This window comes from Arthrobacter sp. Y3222053, assembly GCF_059092805.1.
In genome coordinates, this window is the sequence record NZ_JBNHIA010000003.1 from 509,775 (window position 1) to 531,250 (window position 21,476).

20 protein-coding genes and 1 pseudogene are annotated in these 21,476 nt (G+C 66.9%); 4 read left to right on the forward strand and 17 right to left on the reverse strand.

Annotated elements, in window-relative coordinates:
- Window positions 1-65 precede the first annotated feature (65 nt).
- Window positions 66-1,253, reverse strand: coding sequence for a xylose isomerase (gene xylA, locus AC5RUW_RS10410; RefSeq protein ID WP_494160623.1), 1,188 nt, complete (start codon window positions 1,251-1,253; stop codon window positions 66-68).
- Between the two features lie 207 nt (window positions 1,254-1,460).
- Here xylA and AC5RUW_RS10415 point away from each other — a divergent pair, with 207 nt between their 5' ends.
- Complete coding sequence (locus AC5RUW_RS10415) at window positions 1,461-2,696, forward strand: ROK family transcriptional regulator (RefSeq protein ID WP_494160624.1); 1,236 nt, start codon at window positions 1,461-1,463, stop codon at window positions 2,694-2,696.
- Here AC5RUW_RS10415 and AC5RUW_RS10420 read toward each other — a convergent pair.
- Entirely contained in the window at window positions 2,693-3,820 is a 1,128-nt protein-coding gene (locus AC5RUW_RS10420) for an NAD(P)/FAD-dependent oxidoreductase (RefSeq protein WP_494160625.1), read from the reverse strand. The two genes, AC5RUW_RS10415 and AC5RUW_RS10420, sit on opposite strands and share 4 nt — an antisense overlap.
- A gap of 505 nt (window positions 3,821-4,325) precedes the next feature.
- On the opposite strand from AC5RUW_RS10420, the pseudogene AC5RUW_RS10425 reads away from it, so the two are divergent.
- Window positions 4,326-4,795, forward strand: a pseudogene (locus AC5RUW_RS10425) (transposase); the annotation flags it as partial.
- A 226-nt stretch (window positions 4,796-5,021) separates the two neighbouring features.
- Here the strand turns inward: AC5RUW_RS10425 and AC5RUW_RS10430 are convergent.
- Window positions 5,022-6,572, reverse strand: a complete 1,551-nt coding sequence (locus AC5RUW_RS10430) for an MFS transporter (protein WP_494160626.1) — start codon at window positions 6,570-6,572, stop codon at window positions 5,022-5,024.
- Window positions 6,573-6,916: 344 nt separating this feature from the next.
- Here AC5RUW_RS10430 and AC5RUW_RS10435 point away from each other — a divergent pair, with 344 nt between their 5' ends.
- Window positions 6,917-8,329: an MFS transporter gene (locus AC5RUW_RS10435; protein WP_494160627.1), complete on the forward strand. Its 1,413-nt coding sequence runs from the start codon at window positions 6,917-6,919 to the stop codon at window positions 8,327-8,329.
- A gap of 59 nt (window positions 8,330-8,388) precedes the next feature.
- On the opposite strand, the gene AC5RUW_RS10440 is transcribed toward AC5RUW_RS10435, so the two are convergent.
- From AC5RUW_RS10440 to AC5RUW_RS10500, 13 genes are all read right to left on the reverse strand, one after another.
- Window positions 8,389-10,077 (reverse strand): FAD-binding protein, encoded by a 1,689-nt coding sequence (locus tag AC5RUW_RS10440; protein ID WP_494160628.1) that lies wholly within the window; start codon window positions 10,075-10,077, stop codon window positions 8,389-8,391.
- Window positions 10,074-10,319, reverse strand: coding sequence for a biotin/lipoyl-containing protein (locus AC5RUW_RS10445; RefSeq protein WP_494160629.1), 246 nt, complete (start codon window positions 10,317-10,319; stop codon window positions 10,074-10,076). The genes AC5RUW_RS10440 and AC5RUW_RS10445 overlap by 4 nt, the downstream gene beginning before the upstream one ends.
- Complete coding sequence (locus AC5RUW_RS10450) at window positions 10,312-11,310, reverse strand: alpha-ketoacid dehydrogenase subunit beta (RefSeq protein ID WP_494160630.1); 999 nt, start codon at window positions 11,308-11,310, stop codon at window positions 10,312-10,314. The genes AC5RUW_RS10445 and AC5RUW_RS10450 overlap by 8 nt, the downstream gene beginning before the upstream one ends.
- Window positions 11,303-12,316, reverse strand: coding sequence for a thiamine pyrophosphate-dependent dehydrogenase E1 component subunit alpha (locus AC5RUW_RS10455; protein ID WP_494160631.1), 1,014 nt, complete (start codon window positions 12,314-12,316; stop codon window positions 11,303-11,305). The genes AC5RUW_RS10450 and AC5RUW_RS10455 overlap by 8 nt, the downstream gene beginning before the upstream one ends.
- A complete protein-coding gene (locus AC5RUW_RS10460; protein ID WP_494160632.1) occupies window positions 12,313-12,672 on the reverse strand; it encodes a 2Fe-2S iron-sulfur cluster-binding protein in 360 nt (119 codons plus the stop codon). Before AC5RUW_RS10460 ends, AC5RUW_RS10455 begins: the two co-directional genes overlap by 4 nt.
- A 25-nt stretch (window positions 12,673-12,697) precedes the next feature.
- Window positions 12,698-12,976 carry a hypothetical protein gene (locus AC5RUW_RS10465; RefSeq protein ID WP_494160633.1) on the reverse strand — a complete coding sequence of 93 codons (279 nt, stop codon included), beginning with the start codon at window positions 12,974-12,976 and terminating at the stop codon, window positions 12,698-12,700.
- 5 nt (window positions 12,977-12,981) lie between these two features.
- Window positions 12,982-14,376 carry an aromatic ring-hydroxylating oxygenase subunit alpha gene (locus tag AC5RUW_RS10470; protein ID WP_494160634.1) on the reverse strand — a complete coding sequence of 465 codons (1,395 nt, stop codon included), beginning with the start codon at window positions 14,374-14,376 and terminating at the stop codon, window positions 12,982-12,984.
- A gap of 91 nt (window positions 14,377-14,467) precedes the next feature.
- Window positions 14,468-14,758, reverse strand: a complete 291-nt coding sequence (locus tag AC5RUW_RS10475) for a ferredoxin (protein WP_494160635.1) — start codon at window positions 14,756-14,758, stop codon at window positions 14,468-14,470.
- A gap of 11 nt (window positions 14,759-14,769) precedes the next feature.
- Window positions 14,770-16,050 carry an NADH-ubiquinone oxidoreductase-F iron-sulfur binding region domain-containing protein gene (locus AC5RUW_RS10480; RefSeq protein WP_494160636.1) on the reverse strand — a complete coding sequence of 427 codons (1,281 nt, stop codon included), beginning with the start codon at window positions 16,048-16,050 and terminating at the stop codon, window positions 14,770-14,772.
- On the reverse strand, window positions 16,047-16,427 hold the full coding sequence (locus AC5RUW_RS10485) for a Rieske (2Fe-2S) protein (protein WP_494160637.1): 381 nt from the start codon (window positions 16,425-16,427) through the stop codon (window positions 16,047-16,049). The genes AC5RUW_RS10480 and AC5RUW_RS10485 overlap by 4 nt, the downstream gene beginning before the upstream one ends.
- The gene (locus tag AC5RUW_RS10490) at window positions 16,427-17,575 is read right to left on the reverse strand and encodes an amidohydrolase family protein (protein WP_494160638.1); all 1,149 of its coding nucleotides are present in this window, start codon (window positions 17,573-17,575) and stop codon (window positions 16,427-16,429) included. The genes AC5RUW_RS10485 and AC5RUW_RS10490 overlap by 1 nt, the downstream gene beginning before the upstream one ends.
- Before the next feature lie 19 nt (window positions 17,576-17,594).
- Entirely contained in the window at window positions 17,595-18,683 is a 1,089-nt protein-coding gene (locus AC5RUW_RS10495; RefSeq protein WP_494160639.1) for an amidohydrolase family protein, read from the reverse strand.
- A gap of 66 nt (window positions 18,684-18,749) precedes the next feature.
- Entirely contained in the window at window positions 18,750-19,631 is an 882-nt protein-coding gene (locus AC5RUW_RS10500) for an alpha/beta fold hydrolase (protein ID WP_494160640.1), read from the reverse strand.
- Window positions 19,632-19,740: 109 nt separating this feature from the next.
- Between AC5RUW_RS10500 and AC5RUW_RS10505 the strand changes: the two genes are divergently transcribed.
- Window positions 19,741-21,021, forward strand: coding sequence for a TetR/AcrR family transcriptional regulator (locus AC5RUW_RS10505; protein WP_494160641.1), 1,281 nt, complete (start codon window positions 19,741-19,743; stop codon window positions 21,019-21,021).
- On the opposite strand, the gene AC5RUW_RS10510 is transcribed toward AC5RUW_RS10505, so the two are convergent.
- Window positions 21,008-21,475, reverse strand: coding sequence for a hypothetical protein (locus tag AC5RUW_RS10510; RefSeq protein ID WP_494160642.1), 468 nt, complete (start codon window positions 21,473-21,475; stop codon window positions 21,008-21,010). The genes AC5RUW_RS10505 and AC5RUW_RS10510 overlap by 14 nt on opposite strands.
- Window position 21,476 lies beyond the last annotated feature (1 nt).

Sequence of the window (21,476 nt, forward strand, 5' to 3'; positions counted from 1 at the left end):
AGCCTGCGGGCGGGTCGCCGCGGCCGTCATACTGCGACGGCCGCGGCGGGGAAGGGCGGTGCCGATCAGCGGGCGCCCATCAGGTGCTCGAGGGCCAGCTGGTTCAGGCGCACGAAGCCGAAGTCCCGCTGCGCGGCGGCGTCGGCGTCGAAATCCTCGAAGGCGGAGGCGTCGGCCAGCAGATCCGCGGTCGTCTCGCCCTCGGCCAGGGTGGGCCGGCCGAGCTCGCCGACGCCGGAGTGCGCCAGCGCCTCCTGCACCTCGGGGTCGGCGCGGAAGGCCTGGGCGCGCTCCTTGAGCAGCAGGTACATGCGCATGTTCGCCTCAGCCGAGGCCCAGACACCGTCGTAGCCGTCGGTGCGGGAGGGCTTGTAGTCGAAGTGCCGCGGACCTTCGTAGCGCGGGCCGCCGTTCGGGAAGCCGTTCTCCAGCAGGTCCACGGTGAAGAAGGCGCTGGACAGGTCGCCGTGGCCGAACACGAGGTCCTGGTCATACTTGATGGACTTCTGGCCGTTGAGGTCGATGTGGAAGAGCTTGCCGGCCCACAGCGCCTGGGCGATGCCGTGGGTGAAGTTCAGCCCGGCCATCTGCTCATGCCCGGTCTCCGGGTTCAGGCCGACAATGTCGCCGTGCTCGAGCTGGGAGATGAACGCCAGGCCGTGGCCGACGGTGGGCAGGAAGATGTCGCCGCGCGGTTCGTTGGGCTTGGGCTCCAGTGCGATCCGCAGCCCGTAGCCCTTGTCCTTGATGTAGGCGGCGACCGTGTCCACGGCTTCCTTCATGCGGTCGAACGCGGCGGCCAAGTCCTTGGAGCCGTCGTATTCGGCGCCTTCGCGCCCGCCCCACATCACAAAGGTCTCGGCGTCCATCTCAGCGGCGAGATCGACGTTGGCGAGGACCTTGCGCAGCGCGAAGCGGCGGATGGAGCGGTCGTTGGAGGTGAAGCCGCCATCCTTGAACACCGGGTGGCTGAACAGGTTGGTGGTCACCATCGGCACCGCCAGGCCGGCCTCGCTCAGCGCGGTGCGGAACCGCTTGAGGATCAGGTCCCGCTCCTGGGCGGTGGCGTCGAAGGGAATGAGGTCGTTGTCATGGAAGGTGATGCCGTAGGCGCCCAGCTCGGCGAGCTTGTGGACGGCTTCGACCGGGTCCAGGTCGGCGCGGGAGGCGACGCCGAAGGGGTCGTTTCCGGTCCAGCCCACGGTCCAGAGTCCGAAGGTAAAGCGATCTGCGGGTGATGGCGTCGTCGTCACGGTATGCTCCAGGTCACAGGATTAGTTGTACCCGACAACATATGGTGGCAGGGTGGTGCTGTCAACCGCTTCACGCCGCCGCGGCGCCAGCCGGGAGCGTGCCGGGAGCGTGCCCGGCCCGGCAGCGTCAGACGCCGCCGGCACCCCCTGGGCGTTGATATCTTGGCGAAGAGGCACGACGGCGGCACCACAGTCATGGAGGACGGAATGGGCGAGGCGACAACCGGCACCGAGGTGCGCCGGGCGAACCTGGCGCGGGTGCTGTCCCTGCTGCACCGGCAGGGGCCGCTGTCCCGGGCCCAGCTCACCCGCCTCACCGGTTTCAACCGCTCCACCGTCGGCGCCCTCGCCGCCGATCTGGTGCAGCGGGGGCTGGCCCGCGAAACCGCCCCCGACGGCGGGCGGGTGGGCCGGCCGAGCCCGATCGTGCACCCCAATGACAAGGTGGCCGCGCTGGCGGTGCACCCGGACGTGGATGCGGTGACGGTCGGCGTCGTCGGCCTGGGCGGCGGCGTGCGGCACCGGGTGCGTCGGGAAACCGACGGCGCGCCGTCCCCTGAGGCCGCCGCCGCGCTGGCGGCCGACGTCGTCGCCGGGCTGCGGCAGGGGCTGGCCGGGCTCGACGCCGTCGTGGGCGTGGGCGCCGCGGTGCCCGGGCTGGTGCGCGCGGAGGACGGCCACGTGCTGCTGGCGCCGCATCTGGGCTGGGAGGACGAACCGTTTGCCGCCCGGCTCGCCGAGGCGCTGCAGCTGCCCGTGCGCGCCGCCAATGACGCGAACCTGGGCTCCCTGGCCGAATCCCGCTACGGGGCCGCCGTGGGCGCGGCCGACGTCGTCTACCTCAACGGCAGCGCCAGCGGCATCGGCGGCGGGGCCATGGTGGGCGGGGTTCCGCTGCACGGCGGCGCCGGGTACGCCGGGGAGTTCGGGCACACCCGGGTGAGCGTGCCGGGGCTGCCCTGCCACTGCGGGCGCAGCGGCTGCCTCGAGACGGAGGTAAGCCTGGCCGGGCTGCTCGCCGCGCTGGGCCTGCAGCGGGCGGACCTGGACGAGCTGCAGCGGGCAATCGCCGCCGGCCCCTCCCCCGCTCTGCAGGCGGAGGCGGCCCGGCAGCTCGATCTGCTCGGCTCCGCACTGACCGACCTGGTCAACATCTTCAACCCCCAGCTGGTGGTGCTCGGCGGGTTCCTCTCCGCCCTGTACGGACTGGAACCGCAGCGCCTGCAGGACGCCGTCGCCGGCGGCCCGATCGGCGGGCTGGGCCGGCAGGTGGACATCCGGCCGGCCCAGCTGGGCGCGGAGCTGCTGCTGGTGGGCGCGGCGGAGCTGGCCTTCGAGCCGGTCCTTGCCGACGCCGCACTGCCCGCGGCCGCACTGCAGCTCAGCGCGGGCGCCGAGCTGCGGGGAGCAGCCACCGAAGCCGTGCCGGCGCGGGGCGCCTAGGACTCCTCGCCGTGCCCGAACCGCTCGGCCCGGAACGGATCCAGCAGCGGATGCCGGCGCCCGGTGAGGATTTCATCGGCCAGCAGCTCGCCGGAGATCAGCCCCAGCGTGGCTCCGGAGTGGGTGAAGGCGGCCCAGCAGCCGGGCAGCGCGGCGAGCTCGCCGAGCACCGGCTCCCCGTCTCCGGGCACCGGCTTCAGCCCGGGCTGCCAGCTCTGCGGCACCACCTCGGGATGGCCCGCCAGTACCCGGGAGGCCTCCGCGGCCAGCTCCGCCAGCACCTCCAGGTCCACGCTCCAGGACCCGTCCTCCCTGCGCTCCACCCGGTCCAGGTACCAGGTGTGGTCCATCGCCAGCCGCCCGCCGGGATGCGGGCGCAGCGAGATCCGCGGGGTGTTCAGCACCGCGCGCAGCCCGTGCTCCACCGGCTCGCTGATCACCAGCATGGCCAGGTCGGAGGAGTTCGGCAGCTCCACGCCCGCGCCGGCGAGCACCGCCGGAGTGCCGGCCCCGCAGGCGACGACGACGGCGTCGGCCCCGTATTCCTCGCCGCCGGCGGTGCGCACCCCGCGCACCGGACCGCCGCCGTCGGCCGCAACGAGCGTGCAGAGCCCGGCATGTTCGATCAGGGTGCCGCCGCGCAGCGTGAACTCCTCGGCCAGGTGGCGGACCAGGTGGGGCAGGGACACCCAGCCTTCGCCCGGGTTGACCAGCACCCGGTGCGGCAGCACGCCCGGGTCCACGCCGGGCACGTGGGCGGGCACGTCGTCGCGGTCCAGCAGCCGGGCGTCGTAGCCGGCCCGGGTCTGCGCGTTGTGCCGCTCGACGACGGTGAAGGGGTCGTCATCCCAGTACAGGCCGCCGTCGAAGGCGAGCCAGTCAACTCCGGGGTTGCGGGTGAGCAGGGTGCGGTAGCGGTCGATGCCGGCCATCCGCAGCCGGTAGTAGTCCTCGCCGTAGCCGCCGCCGGCGTTCAGCCAGGACAGCGAGCGCCCGGACGCGCCGCTGCCGATCTCCGCCTCCGTCACAAGCAGCACCTCGGCGCCACCGTGCAGCAGCTGCACCGCGGTCGAGAGTCCGATGACGCCGCCGCCGAGCACTGCGACCTGCCTGCCGTTCTCCATTGCCTCCGCCTTCCGTTTTGAGCCTGCTTCGAGCCTAGCGGCCGGGAGGCGGTGACGGGTTGCCGGACGGGAGGGGTGGTGGGGGTTGTGCACTTCGGGCGCCGTTTCGCTGGAGCGGGCCCGCCTTCGCGATGAGGCGAAGGCAGGCCCGCTCCAGACAAGGGAGGGATCAGCCGCGGTCAACGATGAGCGTCGGGTCTGATTCGACCTTGGCCGCCGCCGCCGTCGCCGCCTGTTGCTCAAGGGTCTGCACATCGCCGGGACGCGGGCGCAGCACCGTACCCGCGAGCAGGAGCAGGATCGCAATGAGTCCGGCGGATCCGTACAGCCAGACGTGGAATGCCGTTTCGCCGTAGACGATGCCGCCCGCCGCGGTCCGCCCGATGTAGGGCGCCATCAGCGTGAACATAACGACCGGGGCGATGGCGCCGAGGCCGGTCTGTACCAGCTGCACGGTGCCGGCAACGGAGGCCTGGTCACCCGCCGGCGAAGCCTGGATGACCGGATCGTGCTGCCGAAACTGGCCGAGCAGCTCCTGGCCCTGCGCCGGCAACGCGAGGAGATCGCCACCCAGGTCGAAGCCCTCGTGGAGGCCCACCCTCTTCACTCGGTCCTGACCTCGATGCCCGGCATCGGCGTCAGGACCTGCGCACGTATCCTCACCGAAGTCACTGGCAAACACTTCGCTTCCGCCGCCCATCTGGCTTCCTACGCCGGGATCGCGCCGGGGACCCGCCGTTCCGGAACCTCCATCCGCGGTGAGCATTCGAGCCGGCGGGGCAACAAGAACTCAAACGAGCCCTGTTCCTCTCCACCTTCGCCGCCCTGCATCATCCACCGTCCAGGGCGTACTACGACCGCAAGCGTGCCGAGGGCAAAGGGCACAACCAAGCACTCATCGCCCTGGCCCGGCGGCGTTCCGACGTCCTCTTCGCCATGCTCCGCGACGGAACCCTTTACGAAGACCCCGCACCCAAGAACCTGCCCTCAGGCAAAACGAGCTGCGGCGGGTGCGGAGGGTGCCAGAAGGCCGACGGCGCGCCGGTGGGGGCCTCACAGGGAAGACCCCCACCGGCGCGTTCGTCGCGATACCGGGTTTGCCGGGTGCGGTTGGCTCTCTAGCGCACCCGATCCTGAGCCCGGTCAGGCCGCGCTGCCGGAGCTGCCGGGCATATCGCGGGGCCGAAACCCCGGACTCCCCTCAGTCGCGTTCGCGGACGAGGGCCGGAGCATTTTCGGCCGGGACCGGTGCGCTCTCGGCCAGGGCTGCTGCTGTCAGGACCTGCTCGTCGACCGTCTGCACCTCACCTGGCCGCGGACGCAGGAGGGTGACCGAAAGCAGGAAGATGATCGCGACGGCTGCGGCGGCCCCGTACAACCAGAGGTGGAACCCTTCGACGCCGTAGACCACACCTCCGGTGGAACTCTCCCTGATGTAGGGCGCCATCAGCGTGAACATCACGATGGGAGCAGCTGCGCCGAGACCCGATTGGACAAGCTGGACGGTACCGGCGACAGATGCCTGCTCCCCGGCAGGCGAGGCCTGGATGACGACATTGGGCAAGGACGAAGTGACCATGCTGGCTGCCACGCCAACGAGGAGGGCGCCCATCGTGAGCGTGCCCTGCGTGTCATGCAGGGTGGCAAGCAGCACCGCGGCGACTCCGTACAGCACAATGCCCAGCAGGAGGAACTTCCGCGGCGACCGGCCGCGCGAGATGAGCCAGCCGAGGAGAAATCCGACCAAGACGGCGATGATTGCCTTGGGAGTTTCGATTTGTGCATACTCGACGGTCGTCAGGCCCAGGCCGTAACTCTCGCCGTCAACCCGCTTGGTGAGCGCGAGCAACGGAATAATCTGCGAGACCGTGGCCGCCAACCCGTATCCAACCCCGCCGAGAACGGCGGCAAAGAGGATCGACCGGCGCTTGAACAGGCTGATGTTGATGATCGGTTCCTCCACGCGGCGTGACCGCATGAGGGCGGCGGCGAACAGGATGGCGCCTCCGATGAGGAAGGACAGCGCAAACACCGAGGCCCAGCCGTAGCTGCGGCCCAGGCTCACGTAGATGAGCATGCCGGCGACACCGGACGCGAGGAGGACGCCGCCGATGATGTCGGGCCGCGCCTTCTTGCGCAGCTTCGACTCAGGGACAAAGATCGCCAGCAGCACCAGCATGCTGAAGGTCCACACGACGTCGAACATGAACATGCCCCGCCACCCGAAGCGCGCCAGAAGCAGGCCGACGAGGATCGGGGTGACGATCCCGAAGAAACCCATTCCGGTGATGGTGATGCTCGCGGCGAAGGCCGCGGGCTTGGGGGGAAAGATGTCACGGAGAAGCGAGTAGGACAGGGACATCGTTGCGAGGATCATGCCCTGGAATACACGGCCCAGAATCAGCACCCCCAGCGTGGGTGCCAGCACACAGATGACGGTTCCGATGCCGGAGATGCCCACGACGACCAACAGCATGCGCTTCTTGCCGTAGAGGTCGGCGCACTTCCCGACCAGCGGGGCGGCCACGGCGCCGGACAGGTAATAGGCCGACGCCAGCCACCCGCCCTGATCCGACGGGAAGTCCTCAAGGATGCTGGGCAGGGCCATGGAGATCATCATTGCGCCCAGCGAGACCGCCTCCAGCGTTAGGGCAAGCAGCAGGGCCGTGAGGACCATGCCCTTCGTCCATTGACCGGCGCGGGCGGGGGGCAGCCCGGAGGAAGGGCTTCCCAGGGTGGAGTTGCTGCTCATGCGGATTCCTTCGCCTTTGAGGGAGTCGGGAGAGATTGCCCGGTCATGGGCGCCCGGCAGCTTACAGGACCAAAACTTTGCTCCACGGCGGAGATTAGCAGCCGACGGGGCGGCCCACAAGAGCTGAATTGGCCGTCGGGCACTGGGGGCGGACTCCATGGCCGGCCAAAGTCATCGACATCAGTCAATCGGACCTAACTTTTGTTCCAGACCAGGTGTATAAAGACCGTGTGGCACAAACCCAGACGGAACCCTTGCAGACCGGATCGCGGCGTGCCCGGCGGCGCAGCAGGAGAACACCTTCGCGCGCCACCGGGCTCCTGCCGAGGAAGGCCCCCACCGGCGTGGTCGTCGCGGTACTGGGCTTGGCGGGCATGGTCGGCTCCTTCATGCACTCGATCCTGATCCCGATCCAGGCCGAGCTGCCGGACCTGCTGGGGGCACCCCGGGCCGAAACGGCTTGGGTCATCACCATCACCATCCTCGTCTCCTGCGTCTGTACGCCGATTTCGGGCCGACTGGGCGACATGTTCGGCAAACGCCGGGTCATTCTTGTCCTGCTCAGTCTGCTCGTCTCCGGGTCGCTGCTGTGTGCGCTGTCGGACAGCATCGTGCCGATGCTGTCCGGGCGTGCGCTTCAGGGCATGGGAATGGGAGTAATCCCTGTCGGCATAGCCCTGCTGCGTGACACCGTCCAGCCGGGGCGGCTTGGGTCGGCGATCGCCTTGGTCAGCGCCACCATGGGGGTCGGTTCAGCTGTCGGGCTCCCTGTAGCCGCCTTCATCACTTCGGCAGGCGACTGGCACCTGTTGTTCGTCGTAGCCACCGCCCTGGGCGTGCTGACGCTGATTCTCTGCGCCCTGTTCCTGCCCTCGAGCCGTCCGGGCAAGGGCGGCCGGGTTGACGTCACCGGCGCGGTCGGGCTGGCCGCCTGGCTGACCGCCCTGTTGGTGCTTCTCTCCAAGGGCAACGAATGGGGGTGGGCGTCCCTGCCGGCCCTCGCATGCGCAGGCGCCGCCGTGGTTTTCCTGATCGCCTGGACGTGGCACCAGTGGCGCAGGTCCGATCCGCTCGTAGATGTCCGGGTGAGCATGCAGCGCCCCGTACTCATGACGAACATCGCGTCTGCGGCGATGGGTTTCGCAATGTTCGTCCCGAGCGTCGCTTTTCCGCAGATCCTCACCCTTCCCGCGGCCTCGGGCGGCCTCGGGCTCCCGCTGATCATCGCCGGGCTCATTCTCATGCCCTCCGGACTTGCCATGCTTGCCATGTCACCGATAGCCGGGCGCAGCATCGACAGGCTCGGGCCCAAGCCCCTCCTGGTCGTCGGGAGCCTGGTGCTTTTTGTGTCATACGCCTTTGCCCTGCTCATTCCGCCGACGGGGTGGGCCATCGGACTCGTCATGGCGGTGGTCGGCGTCGGCATCGGTTTGGGCTACGCCGCTATGCCTGCCTTGATCATGCAGGCGGTCCCGGTGACGGGAACTGCCGCTGCGAACGGCCTGAACACGCTCGTCCGCGCCCTCGGCACGGCCCTTGCCTCCGCGATCGTTGCTGCCATCCTCGCCCAGTCCGCCGCCACCTCGCCCACCGGCAACCCGACCTCCCATGGGTTTGACGCCGCGCTGCTGCTCGGCGCCGGCGGCGCGATCGTGAGCGTCTGCCTTGCCGTCGCCACTCCCGGGGGACGCAGGGTCCGGGGCGCCCGTCGCCGCCGGTCACGGGCAAAGCCGACCAAGGCGCTTCACCAGCAGTAAGTCCCGGTGATCACGGCTGGTCCGTGCCCACCGGGACTTACTGCCGCGCTTCCGCCGGGTCAGGCGGCTACATCCACGGCGGCGCTCTGCATGGCGTGGCATCCGGCGGCGTAACCGAAGACCATTGAATTGGCAATGCTGGCTCCCGCGCCGAGGTAGTGGCGCCCCATCACTGTGGCCGTGACGTTTCCGGTCGCGTAGAGCCCGGGAACCGGGCCATCCTCGCCCATGACGCGCCCGAATTCGTCCGTGAGGAAGCCTCCGCACGTCCCCACATCTGACGGATAGATCGGGACGGCGTAGAACGGACCCTGGTCGAGCGGGCCGACCGCAGGGTTCGGGATGCGGGGGCCGGGATCACCGAGACAGTGGTTGTACTCGGATTCTCCGCGTCCGAACTCAGGATCCTTTCCTTCGGCTGCGTGCCTGTTGAAGCGGTCGACCTGCTCGTTCAGCCCCACCGGATCAATGCCACACCTGGCCGCCAGCCCGGAGAGCGTCGAGGCCTGCTGAAGCTCTCCGGAGGCAAGCCATTCCTTCGGCAGCCGTCCGAACAGGAGACTGCGCGTATGAGCGTACCTGCGGCGGTAGCCGTCGTCGAAGATCAGCCAGGCCGGCACCGCCGTGGTCTGCCGGTCACGGGCGAACATCGCCTTGCCGACTTCCACATAGGAGTTCGACTCGTTGACGAAGCGCTTGCCGTCAGCCCCGACGATAATGGTCCGGGGCCGGTTGCGTGCTGCCGAGAGCGTTCCCCCTGACAATGCGCGTGCCGGGCCGGGCAGCCACCAGGCTTCATCCATGAAGTCCGTTTGAACGCCGAGTTCCAGCGTCGCTGCCACCGTGTCCCCGGTCTCCCCCGGATTGGCGATGGACCAGGCGGGATCCACCTGCTGGAGGCCGCCGAACTGTTTTCTCAGTTCCGGATTGTGCGCGAATCCGCCGGCAGCCACGACGACGCCCCGCCGCGCACGGACTGCCCGCACGGCGTCGCCGGTGCGCAGCAGCACGCCCGTCACGACGCCGTCTTCCACCACGTACTCCTCGAAAGCCGTGCCCGTCCGTACATCGACACCGCTGTCCACGCACATCTTCAGGAGAATCGCCACGAGGCCGGTCCCGTTGGTGAGCAGCGGCCGCTTCGTGAGTGAAGCACGCCATGTGCGCATCTGGACCTGAGCGGCAATAACGAATGAGCGGATGGACCGGTTGAAGTACTGCACGTCGCGCAGCTCGTTCGTCATGACGTTCATGCCCAGCCCCATGGCCATGCCGGGCTGTACCCGCGGAAGCCACTCCCCAAGCCGCCGACCGTCAAAGGGGAGGGGCTCGATTGACCGGCCCACGGCGTTTCCGCCGGGACGGTTGGAGTAGTAGTCGCTGTAATTCTCACACCGGGTGAACCGGGCGCCGCGTTCTTCGAGGAACCGTACCATCTCGTTTCCTCTGCTGATGAAGGCCCTGCGTCGCTCCGGGGAGGATGCCGGGCCCACCTCGCCCACGGTCTCGGCGAAATACCGCAGGCCCGCCTCATCGGAGTCATTGATGCCGTCGCGCTGCATGAGCGGATTGTTGGGGAGCCACACCACTCCCCCTGACATCGCCGTGGAGCCGCCGATCAGGTCCCGTTTTTCCACCACGAGGGCCCGGCCGCCGGCTTCCTGCGCAGCCAGCCCGGCGAGCAGGCCGCCACCGCCGCTGCCGATGGCGACGACGTCGAACTCCTCGTCCCAGTTCCGGGTGCTCACGAAGCCACCTCGATCCGGCCGATCTCACAACCGACGGGGTAGGTTCCGTCTTCCGCGGCCTGGCCGTGGCGCAGGACACCGTTGGCGGCCGCCTCGACGTCGGTCTCGACCTTCTCGGTCTCGACGCTGTAGATTGCGTCTCCCTCGGCCACGGGGTCGCCGTCACCAACCAGCCAGCCGACGAAGACCACCTCCTCGGACGCCATGGAGACCTTTGGAATCGTCACTGCTACTTCAGACATGCACCGCTCCCATCACTGTTCTTGCTGCTCTGAGGATCTCCTCGACGCCGAGCGTGACGGCAGCTTCCGAAGCCCGGGCGGGAATCGGGGTGAACCGGGCCCCGACGCGCTGCACGGGCTCGGCGAGCACGCCGAAAAGCTTGGCCGAGATCTGTGCCGCCACCTCGGCCCCGGGACCGGCGAACGTGGTGGCATTGTGGGCAATCACGGCGCGACGGGTGCGGCCGACCGACTCCAGGACGGTGTCCATGTCCAGCGGCAGCAGCGAGCGCAGGTCGAGCACCTCGGCATCGATCCCCTCGTCGGCAAGCAGCTTGGCCGCCTGCATGGTGGCGGCGGTGGCGAGTCCGTAGGTGATGAGGGTGAGATCGGTGCCTGGACGCAGCGTTGCCGCCTTGCCGATCGGGACGCGGTGGCCGTCACCGGCGGGCACCTCTCCCTTCAGCCCGTACATGCGCGAGGCCTCGATGACCAGCACCGGATCAGGATCGAAGATGGCTTCGAGAAGCAGTCCCTTCGCATCTGCCGGGTTGCTGGGAAAGACGACCTTCATGCCGGGAACATGCATGAACCAGGCCTCAAGCGACTGCGAGTGCGTTCCTCCTGAGCCGGTCCCGGCGAAGACCGCCGTGCGTACCGTCAGGGGGCAGGTGGTCCGCCCTCCCGACATGTACCGCACTTTGGCCGCGTGGTTGACGATCTGGTCCATCGCGATGCCGATGAAGTCCATGATCATGATTTCGGCGACAGGTTTGAACCCCTCGATGGCAGCCCCGACGGCGGCACCGATGATGGCTGCCTCGGAGATGGGCGTGTTCATCACCCGGTCCGGACCGAAGGTGGTCGACAACCCGCGGGTGACGGCGTTGACGCCTGCGGCGGGATCCGCGAGGTCTTCTCCGAGGAGGAACACCGTAGGGTCAGTGCGCAGGGCTTCTTCGAGGGCTTCGTTGAGGGCCTCTCGGATGGAGATGACGCGTGTCTCAGTCATGGGTGACTACCAATCCATTGGAGTAGATATCGGCACGGATTTCGGCGGTATCGGGAATGGGCGCCGCGAGCACTTCCTTGAGGGCAGCCTCCACCTCAGCTGCCGCTTCGGCCCGGATTGCGTCGATTTCCTCCTGGGTGACGCCATTGTCGAGGAGGTGGCGGGGGAAGGTGACCATTGGATCCAGTTCGCGCTGACGGGCAAGCTGCTCAGCGGGAATGTACTTGCCCAGGTCACCCGCGTAATGGCCTTCGAACCGGAACGTCACCGCCTCGACCAGCGTCGGGCCGCCGCCCGAGCGGGCCCTCTCCACTGCCTCGCTCAGTACCTTCGTCATCGCCACCGGGTCATTTCCGTCGGCGGTGACTCCCGGCATTCCCACGCCTTTGGCGCGGTCAGCCACGTGCGGGATTGCCATGGTGTCTTCCACCGGTGTCATCTCGGCATAGAGGTTGTTCTGGCAGAGGAAGATGACGGGCAGGTTCCAGACGGCGGCGAGGTTGACGCCCTCATGAAATGACCCGGTGTTGGTGGCACCGTCGCCGAAGGTAACGACGGTGACGCGGTCAGACCCCTGCTTGACGGCGGCCAGGGCCGCCCCGACGGCGATCGGCACACCGGATCCGACGATCCCCGTGGTCAGCAGCACACCATGTTCGGGGTCGGCGATGTGCATGGTGCCGCCCTTGCCGCGGGAAGCACCCACAGCGGTACCCATCACTTCGCCGATGATTTCGGTGAGCGGAACCCCCTTGGCGACATGGTCATGCAGTCCGCGGTAGGTGGTGATCAGCCGATCATCCTTCCGCAGGACGTGTCCCATCGCCGCCGACACGGCTTCCTGGCCGCGTGAGGGCCAGATCACCGTCGCGAGTTCGCCCCGCTTGATGCCGGTGACGATGCGGGTGTCCAGCGCTTCTTCGCGGGCCATGGAGCGCCAAAGGCTCCTCAGCGCTGCCGCATCGAGTGCGGGCTCCGCCTCGACAGCCCCGGTTGTTGTGCTCATGGTGCACTCCCTTCGTAATCCTGCATGTTGTTGTCCCCGCTCACGGCCTCTCGAACACCCCGTTTTTCGAGGACGAGCGAGTCGCCCCTGCACCGCAGCTGACATGCCAGACGCACGAGGCTGTCGCTGGCCAGGGGGCCGGGCATCTTCAGCCGCACCGCGTCAAGTTCGGGATCCTCGGCGGGCAGCGCATCCCGTTCTCCGTCGACGATCCTGGCGAAGCAGCTCATGCATTCGAGCTGTCCCCAGCACTGAGTGGGCCAGACGAGACCCTGACGCCACGCGGCTTCCGCGACGGACTCAAATGATTCGACTTCGAGGTCGATGTCGGCCGGCAGAATTCGCACCCTTGCCATCACGGCCTTCCCGCTGTTTCGTGCATCATTCGCCGATCCTTAGCTCATCAGGGGTGGGCGCGGCGACGTCGGCTTCAAACCGCTGCCGCCAGGACGCAGAAGATTCCTCGCCCTCCAGGGCAGCGACCCTTGCTTCGAGCATGCTCACGATTTCCATGAGCCCAAAGACAGCCTTGCGCAGTACCAGTTCATCCGAGCGGTTGATGCGGGTGCGGTCGATGTCGACGAGTTTCGCCGCCAGGGCGCCCGTAAAGTCAGCCCCCTCCTCCGGCGTCACATCCTGGACATTGCTTGCCGTGAACACTGCCTTCAGAGCTCCGCAGCGAGACGCCGGTCGAGTTCCTGATGCATGTTCGAGATGGTGATTTCCCATTCCGACGCCAGCGTCGTCCGGTCCATAGATACGTTCTTGATGCCGCGCTGCATGCGTTCCAGGTTCGCGAAGTCCTGCCGGGGAATGAGGCCCCAGTGATCGGCGTCATCCTTGTCATAACGGCCGCTGAGCGTAAGCCGCCCGCTCTCATGGCCCTGGGGGTAGGTCGTGAGCGACCAGACCTCGAACCGGCACCACTCGGGATCGTCGTTGTAGGGCCGTACCCGGTACACAAGGCAGTTGGTGTACATGGGCAGCATCAGATAATTGGGGAACAGGTGGATGTCGCCGCCCCACATCTTCATCACCTCGGGGGTCAGGGCGGGAGCCGCGATGCCGGCTCCTTCCCAGAAGTCGAACAGTGCCTTCAATGCCTTCTGGGTGTACTCAGGCGTACTGGTATCCATGTCCCCGGCAACGGACTCGAAAATCGTCACGTCCCGCTCGAGGGTCATCGCGTCCTGGCCTTTGTACAGGTTGCGCGCCGACTCGAGGAAGTCGGTCTTGCCGCCGTAGCCCGCCCGTGCGTCACCGCTCTGGAAACGCCCGTGGCCGTTGATGAACGGCGTATACGACACGTTCTGCTTGTTCTGCTCGCTGTCGGCATCGCCGCTGTAGGTGTAAAGCTGCGGATGCGTCTGTTTGACGTGCCAGCCTTCGAAGAACGCCTCCTGGGCGAGCTTCCAGTTGCAGTTGATGATCCCTTCCTTCCACCACTTGGCCTGCATGTTCTGGACGCCGTTGCGCTCCAGGATGTTCGCCGCGGGGAACAGCGCTTCCATCAGCGGCGGCGCGTTGAGGTCCATGTTGATCCAGACCATGCCCGCCCACGTCTCACAGAGCGCCTCACGCAGGTTGATGTTGCTCGGATCGATCGTGGTCGGATCGAAGCCCTCCCGGCCGAAGATGTGGCTGATCGATCCATCGGTCTTCCACCGCCAGCCGTGGAAGGGGCAGACGATCTGGTTTCCGGGGAAACGGCCGCACCCCTTGCCCAGCTCGGTCGCACGGTGTCGGCAGGCATTGTGCAGCGCCTTGATGGAACCGTCGGGCTGGCGCACGATCAGGAGGGACTGGCCGACGACCTCATACTCGACGAAATCGCCGGGATAGGGAATCTCCTCTTCCCGTGCGGCCATCTGCCACACTTTGGGCCACAGATGTTTCTTCTCCAGTTCGAAAAACTCCCGGGAGTAGTAGCGCTCCGCGGGCACATGCAGCGAGTCCACCATGTGATGGGGAACTTTCGCATTGACCTCGTCGCCGTTCGGGCCGGGCGCGATGGCGGATTCGATGTCTTTCGTGGACAGGTGCTCGGTGTCGGTGCTCATCATTGAACCTTTCACTCGTCGGTTCCCCTCCGGCTTCCCTCGGGGATTCGAACTTTGCTCACCAGGGGCGAACGTGGTGTTTCACAGGAGCTCAGGCATTTCCCGGGCGGCTCTCCCGGGGCCACATGGCATCGGGGCGGCCGGAGCGCGAGATCCCGGCCTCCCCGCCGAGCAGGTCCGGATGGGAGTCGTCCAGGTCGACGATCGCGTGGGCGGGGCAGTCAAGGATCGCCCGACGCACCGCGGCCTCGTTTTCGGGCAGGACGGCGTTGCCGCTGCGCAGCGAGGGATAACCCCAGTCGTCCAGGGAGAACATTTCCGGCGCGTGCAGCGCACAGGTGCCGAATCCATCGCATACGGTTCTGTCGAGCTTGATGCGCATTGGGTTCACTCCTACTGTCCGACCGAGAACGGCGGGGGAACAGCCTCGCCAGCTGCCGTGCATGAGGGACACCCGCCGGCAAGATGGGATGCAACCACCTCCGGAAACTCACGCAGCAGTGTCGCCGCTGCATTCGTCGCGCCGTCGAGCGTGCCGCACGCGCCCCGGCCCCTCAGGTCATGTGCCCAGTGCCGCAGGCGGTCGAGGTCCTCTTCCCGGGTCTGCCTCGATCGCAGGCCGTCGACGACCGCGGCCATCGCGGAGGTTCCGTTGAAGCATGAGCCGCACTGACCGGCGTTGTGGACGGCGAAGTAGCGCAGGACGCCCGCAGCAACGGTCACGGGACAGGTGGTCTCGTCGAATACTCCGATCGCTCCGCAGCCGAGACCGCTTCCGGCCGCGGCGACCGAGCCGTAGTCCAAGGCGATATCGAGCACCTGCGGCGACGCAAGTCCGGCGAAGTAACCGCCCATCAGCACCCCGCGCACCTCGCCGTCGTAGCCGCGCCAGGCCAGGATGTCCCGCAGGGTTACGCCGAACGGCATCTCCGCCAGCACGGTTTCGCGCGGTGTCGACAGTGTCATCAGGAACGTTCCTGTGGAGTCGTCGGTGCCGCTCATCCGATACCAGGCGCCTCCCCGGGCATGGATCAGCGGCAGGTTGCTGAGGGTCTCCACGTTGCTGATCTGCGTGGGCCGGTTGTCCACCCCCCGTTCGAACGGGCGCGGCGGTTTGTCCGACGGCAGTGCCGGGCCTCCGTTGATGGAACGCACGGCGGCCGTTTCCTCTCCCGCGACGTATGCGGGTTCGACGCGGTGCACCGCCACCTGCAGCTCATTCCAGCCTTCCGATTCAAACTCCCCGAGAGCCCGCTCGACGCTCTCCGCTGCCGAGGCATCGGAGACATACACATACGCCTGCTGCGCACCGATCATCGCTGCTGCCAGCCGAACCCCATCCAGGACAAGGTGCGGACGGTGGCGCATGAGCCACTTGTCTTTGACGGAGGACGGTTCTCCCTCTTCGCCGTTGGCAACGAGGACCGGCGTGGCGGCGCCTCCACGCACCGTAAGGATCTTGCGGGCGAGTGGAAACGCCGCCCCGCCCCGGCCGCGCAGGCCCGCCGCCGCGACCTGGTCGAGCAGTGCGCCCGGGTCCCGCAGCGAGGCGTAGCCTCCCCCGGCCAGGTAGTCCTCTATCCGTTCAACCCCATCTGCGGTCAGGAGACGGGGAGTGAGGCCCGGATATCGGTCGACAGGTATCGCCGCCGTGGTTTCAGCCTGCGCGCTCACGCTGTGACCACAACCTGGTTGCCGTCGATCCTCACCGGGTAGGTGCGGATGCTCCACTCGGGTTTGACCGCCGTTGTTCCCGTCGCCAGCTCGAAACCCCACTGATGCCACGGGCAGTAGATGAACTCGCCGTCGCGCGTCTCCCGGGCCCCGCCCGGGCGGGAGGCATCGGCGACGTTCGTCCCGCGCGTCCTTCCGACACAGAGGGGACCGCCCTCGTGGGGGCAGTAGTTGGCAATGGCATAGAACGCCCCCCGGACGTTGTAGACCCCGACCCCGTAGCGGCCGATCGGGACGACCTTGTGCTCGCCGGGAGGAATTTCGTCGACCGTGGCCACTACGTACTCACGGCCGCGGGCCAGTTCTGCTGTGCTCATCAGAAAGCCTTCACCTGTCCGGGGAGCGTCGGCACCTGCGAGGGCAGGCCAAACAGGTCCAGGGCGTTCCGGTACATCACGGCATCCCGCATGTGGTCGGGGATGTGCTTGGCGAGCCAGCGCGGCTCGTCAAACGTCCAGTGCGGGTAGTCCGACGAGAACAGCATCATCTTGTCTGCCGGCATCCACTCGAGCAGGCGGGTCAGCTCGAGTTTGTCTTCGGGGTAGTCCAGCGGCTGTGTCGTGAACCAGATGTTGTCCTTCACGTACTGCGAGGGTTCCTTGCTCAGGCCGGTCTCATTGCCTCGAGCCGCGTGGATGGAATCCATCCGCCACATCAGGGGAAGTATCCAGCTGAAGGCGTGCTCAATGAACACGATCTGCAGGGTCGGGAACCGCTCGAACACCCCGTCGAAGATCAGGCTCATCACTTGGTTTGCGGCGAGCATGGAGTACGTGACCATGAAGTCGTGGTTGTAGGTCATGAACCCCACGGGGCTCATGGGCAGCAAATTGTGCTTGCCGCGGCCCAGATGGCAGGCCACCGGGATGTTGTGCTTGACCGCCGCCGCCCAGATCGGGTCATACTTTGGATGGCCCCACGAGGGGCGGGGCTCGGCATGGATGAGGATCTGCTTGAACTTCTCGTGGCCCGCCCAGTGCTCGATCTCCAGCACCGCACGTTCGGGCTCGGTGATGTTGGCGCAGATGGAACCGTAGAAGCGTCCATGCCAGTTGTCGTCCTTGTTGAGCCAGGCCGACTCCTGCCAGAGGTTGGTGGCCGCGGCCATGGCGGTGACCTCTTCGTCGGTGTCACCCTGGCCGCCGCTGGTGGGGCCGAGCATCACCAGGTCCGAGCCCGAGTCCATCACCAGCTGCTGGAAGGCAAGCGCCGGGTCCGAGCAGGCGAACTCGCCGTCGTCGGGAAAAGCATCCACCCGCATCGCCTTCGAATGGTGATAGTCCGGCGGGTCGTAGTAGAGCCCGTTGTCTGCGCCCTGGGCCTTCAGCTTTACCTCGCGGGCGATCTTCGGGTCGAGGAACTCCATGAGGGCGCCCCGGCGCGGTGTCGGGTGCACATCGCAGTCCACAACGCGCACCTGGGTGGTCGTCGTCGGCGACGCCCCCGGAATATCCGTCTGTGTCATGTCCCGTCTCCTTTGTCTGTCAGGCGTTCGCCTGGACGCGGATGCCGTACAGCTCCGCGGCATTGCGCCAGAGCACTTTCTCGAGTTGCTCGGCGCTCCACGCCGACGGCAGCGACTGAATGGTTGCGGTCTGCCAGTCGGGATAGCTGGAACCGAACATGAGCATGTCTTCCTTGCCTGTCATCCGCAGCCACTCCGACGCGAAGTCGACTTCCCCGGGACCGTCCAGCGCACCCTGCACAAACCAGACATGTCCCGGCAGGTAGTCGCTGGGCATTTTCGGTGCCCAGGGCGTCTGTTCGAGGTGAGGACGGCCGAACGTGTCCATGCGCCAGATCATCGGCGTGAGCATGTCGATCGCCCCATCCGCGAAGACCATCTTCAACTCGGGGAACTCCTCGAAGACGCCCTCGGCAATCATGTTCATGAGGTGGTAAACGAAGTTCAGGGGCTGGAACCCGACGAGCTGCTGGTACGTCCGTGCGATTCCGTTCGGAGTCGGCGGATGTGTGATCCCCTGGCCCATCTCGTTGTGGATGGCTACCGGCAGGCCCGCCTCGACCGCGGCCCGCCACAGAGGTTTGTAATGCGGCCGGCCGTACGGCGACTGGGTCTGCATGGGCAGACCGATCTGCACGACCTTGGGGTGGTTCGACCATCTGCGGATCTCCCGCACGGCGCTCTCAATGTCGTTCGGATTGACGCGAATGGTGCCGAGGAACTGATCCGCGTAGGTACCTGAATCGAGCCACCGCTCCACGAGCATGCGGTTCGTTGCCTCGTGGATCGCCGACTCGAGGTGCCAATCCGGCAGGACACCGACGGTCATCGGGTGCAGGATCGCAAGGTCGAACCTCTTCTCCTCGAAAAGGACCCGGCCGACGAAGTCGGGAGCGGAACCGGCGTGCGCATCAGGGCGCGGCTGCGAGCCGGCGACGTAGCGGTTGCCCAGCTGGAGACTGTGGGTGACATCCGGAGTGGGAAACCCGCGGCTCGCCCACGGCTCGCCGAGGTACTCACGCAGCTCGGCGTCGGAGGCGAAGAACACGTGCGCGCTTGCATCGATGCGAAAGCCTGCGCCTGCCCGGGACTGGGTCGATTCGGTCATGCGGACCAAATTATTGCTTCGCGGCCCATTACACAACCCCCCCAACGCGGTTCCGATTACCGGGTTTCACCGAGTTCCTGCGTCCAGGAAGTCGAGGAACGTCGGTACGGCGTCCATCCACGGATCGAAGATGCTGCCGCGGCCGGCATCGCGGGCGGCCTGCGCACGCTCCCAGGCATCCTCCGGCCAGGGCGGATCGATCAGCTTTGAACCGCTGATGAGCGAGTGCACTTCGAACGAGGTGCGCTTGGGATGGTCAATGTCGTTCTCCCCGCCGCGGACTATCAGCGTCGGGACTGCAATGGTGCGCATCTGATGATCGGGAACACCGGGAATCGATTCGTTTGCCTTGGGGACATACGCCTCAAGCCACCGCCACATGACCCGTTCAAATTGCTCCGCCCCAACGTCGCGCAGGCGCTGCGCGTTGTCCGGATTCACGGCGACCAGGTCTGCCCAGCTGCCCGCAGGACCCCGTTGCTCAAGCACCCCCTCGATCCCGTGCCGGCGCACCGTGCGGATCTCATTCATGACATAGACGGACGCCAGGCTCATCGATGAGAACGCGCCTCCGACGATTGACCACACCACGAGCTTTTTCACCAGCTCGGGATACTCGATCGTGAACACGATGGAGTCGCGCGCCCCGCCCGAACCGCCGAGGGCGAACACCGGTCCCAGGCCCAGCTCCCGGACGATGGTCGAGAGCGTCTCGGCGCGCATGTGTGATTCGGTGGCTCCGTACAGCTGCACATCCGAAAGCCCGGTATTGGGGCGATCCCAGATCAAGACCCGCTTGCCGGCTGCAGCGAGGGCCTCCGCGAAGGGACGGACGCCCGGATAATCCTTGCTGAATCGCCCCCCCGGTGTCACGGTAATGACGTCTGCCCCCTCGTCTCCGAGAATTTCGTATTCAACTATTCCGCCGTTTACCTTAATCTGCGCCACAGGAATACCCCTTCGCTTGACCTGGAACCTTCGTGGGGGTGAATCTAATAGTTGCTCCGCAAGTGGGCAAGGTGGTTCCGCCCGCCCCAGTGCCGGAGATAATGAACGGATGGATATGTCCCGGGAGCTTATGGGTCCGCCCGCAAAATCGAGCGACCGTGCAGACGAGATCCGGCAGGTGGCCGCAAGGCTGTTCGAAACCACCGGTTATTCATCGACCAAAGTGACCGACATCGCGAAGGCTGCCGGCGTCCTTCCCGGCAGCCTTTATCATCATTTTGCCTCCAAGGAGGACGTCGCTCTCGAAATCGTCTCCCATTTCGCGCGCGAGGCCTCCGAGCTGGCCGCGTCGCTGTCCGCACGCCTCGATGCCCCCGGAGCGGGCAGCGCGCGCTCACACCTGACCCAGACGGCCGAGTCCATCGCCGACTTCTCCGAGCGGAATCGCGCAGCGCTGCGCCTGACCGCCTACGCGGCGCCCACCACGGCCATCGAGCGCTTCCGCCGGGCCCGTGCCTCGGCGGTTGCCAGCTTCGCACCCTTGTGGAAGCGCCTGGTGGAGGACATCTCCCCCGCGGACGGCAAAGCCGACGACGACGTCGCCCTGCTGCGGTTCGCCCTGGGACACCTGAGCCTCCATGCCGCCCTCAACACGGCACAGGCCGCCCGGCCCCGATCCGTTATCAACCTCAACGTGGAGATGCTGCTCGACGGGATCGCCCGCGACACCCCCGCCGACGACCTGCTGGAAAGCTCCGACGCCATGGCGGCGGCGCGGGAGGCTATCGCCCGCTGGGGTGCAGATGAACAGCAGAACGAGCCGAACAGCCTTGAGCATATTGTGGCCGCGGCACGGACCGAGTTTGCGCGGCGGGGGTTTGACGCAACCACGGTGCGTGACATCGCCGAAGCCGCCCAGGTGCGGATGGGCACCCTCTACCGCCGGGTCTCGTCGAAGGATGAAGTCCTGGCCGAGATACTCGGCACCTACGACGCACATATGGAGGCGGCTGTCCGTTCGGTACTGACCGCAGGCAACTCTCCTGTGGAATCCCTTGACGCCCTGGCCTATGTGATGCTCATGGCCAAGCGGAGGTTCCGCCATGAGACGGAAATCGTCAAGCTCGCCAATCCCTGGACGGCTCCGACCTCCGGCCCACTGAAGTCCTACCTGGAGAGCACAGCTGCACGCCTGAAGCTGCTGGAAGCGGCCCTGACCAAGGCCATGGCGGACGGGGCGGTCCGCACGCTGGTGGCGCCGGCGCAGATCGCACCGCAGATCCGGTACATCACCTGGGTGCCATTCGGCGATTCCTCTCAGTCCAACCCCGCGCAGGCGCACCGGTTCCTGCGCAACTCATTGCTTCGGGGCTTCCTCAACTCACATTGACCGCAGGAACCAGCTCAATGCGCACTTCAGCGTTCAGCGCTGCCTCCAGCGCGGTGGAAAGGCGGCTCTCGGGGACGTGGCGCATGTCGGCTCCGGCGACGGTTACTACGACGACATCACCGTCGGGCCCCGGCTCCCTGCGCACCTTTCCCTTCAGTCCAAAGCGCGCGAGCACGGACTCGGCGTCGGCATCGGTGCCGCGGCTCACGTAGGTCGTGGGGCCCCTGCGCGCCGGCACCCGGAAGGCTTCGGCGCACAGCGCCACGGCCTCATCGGGCGTCCACTCCTGGGCCTCCTCTCGCAGCAGGGCGATCCCGTCGAGCACCGCCTCACCGGAGTTCGCCGTGTACTCCACAAGGGGGATACCGCGACCCCGTAGGATGGCCACCCCCTCCTCGAAGACGGCAGGTTCGACGGGAGACGTGAAGTGGATGCGGACGACGGCGGTAGGCATT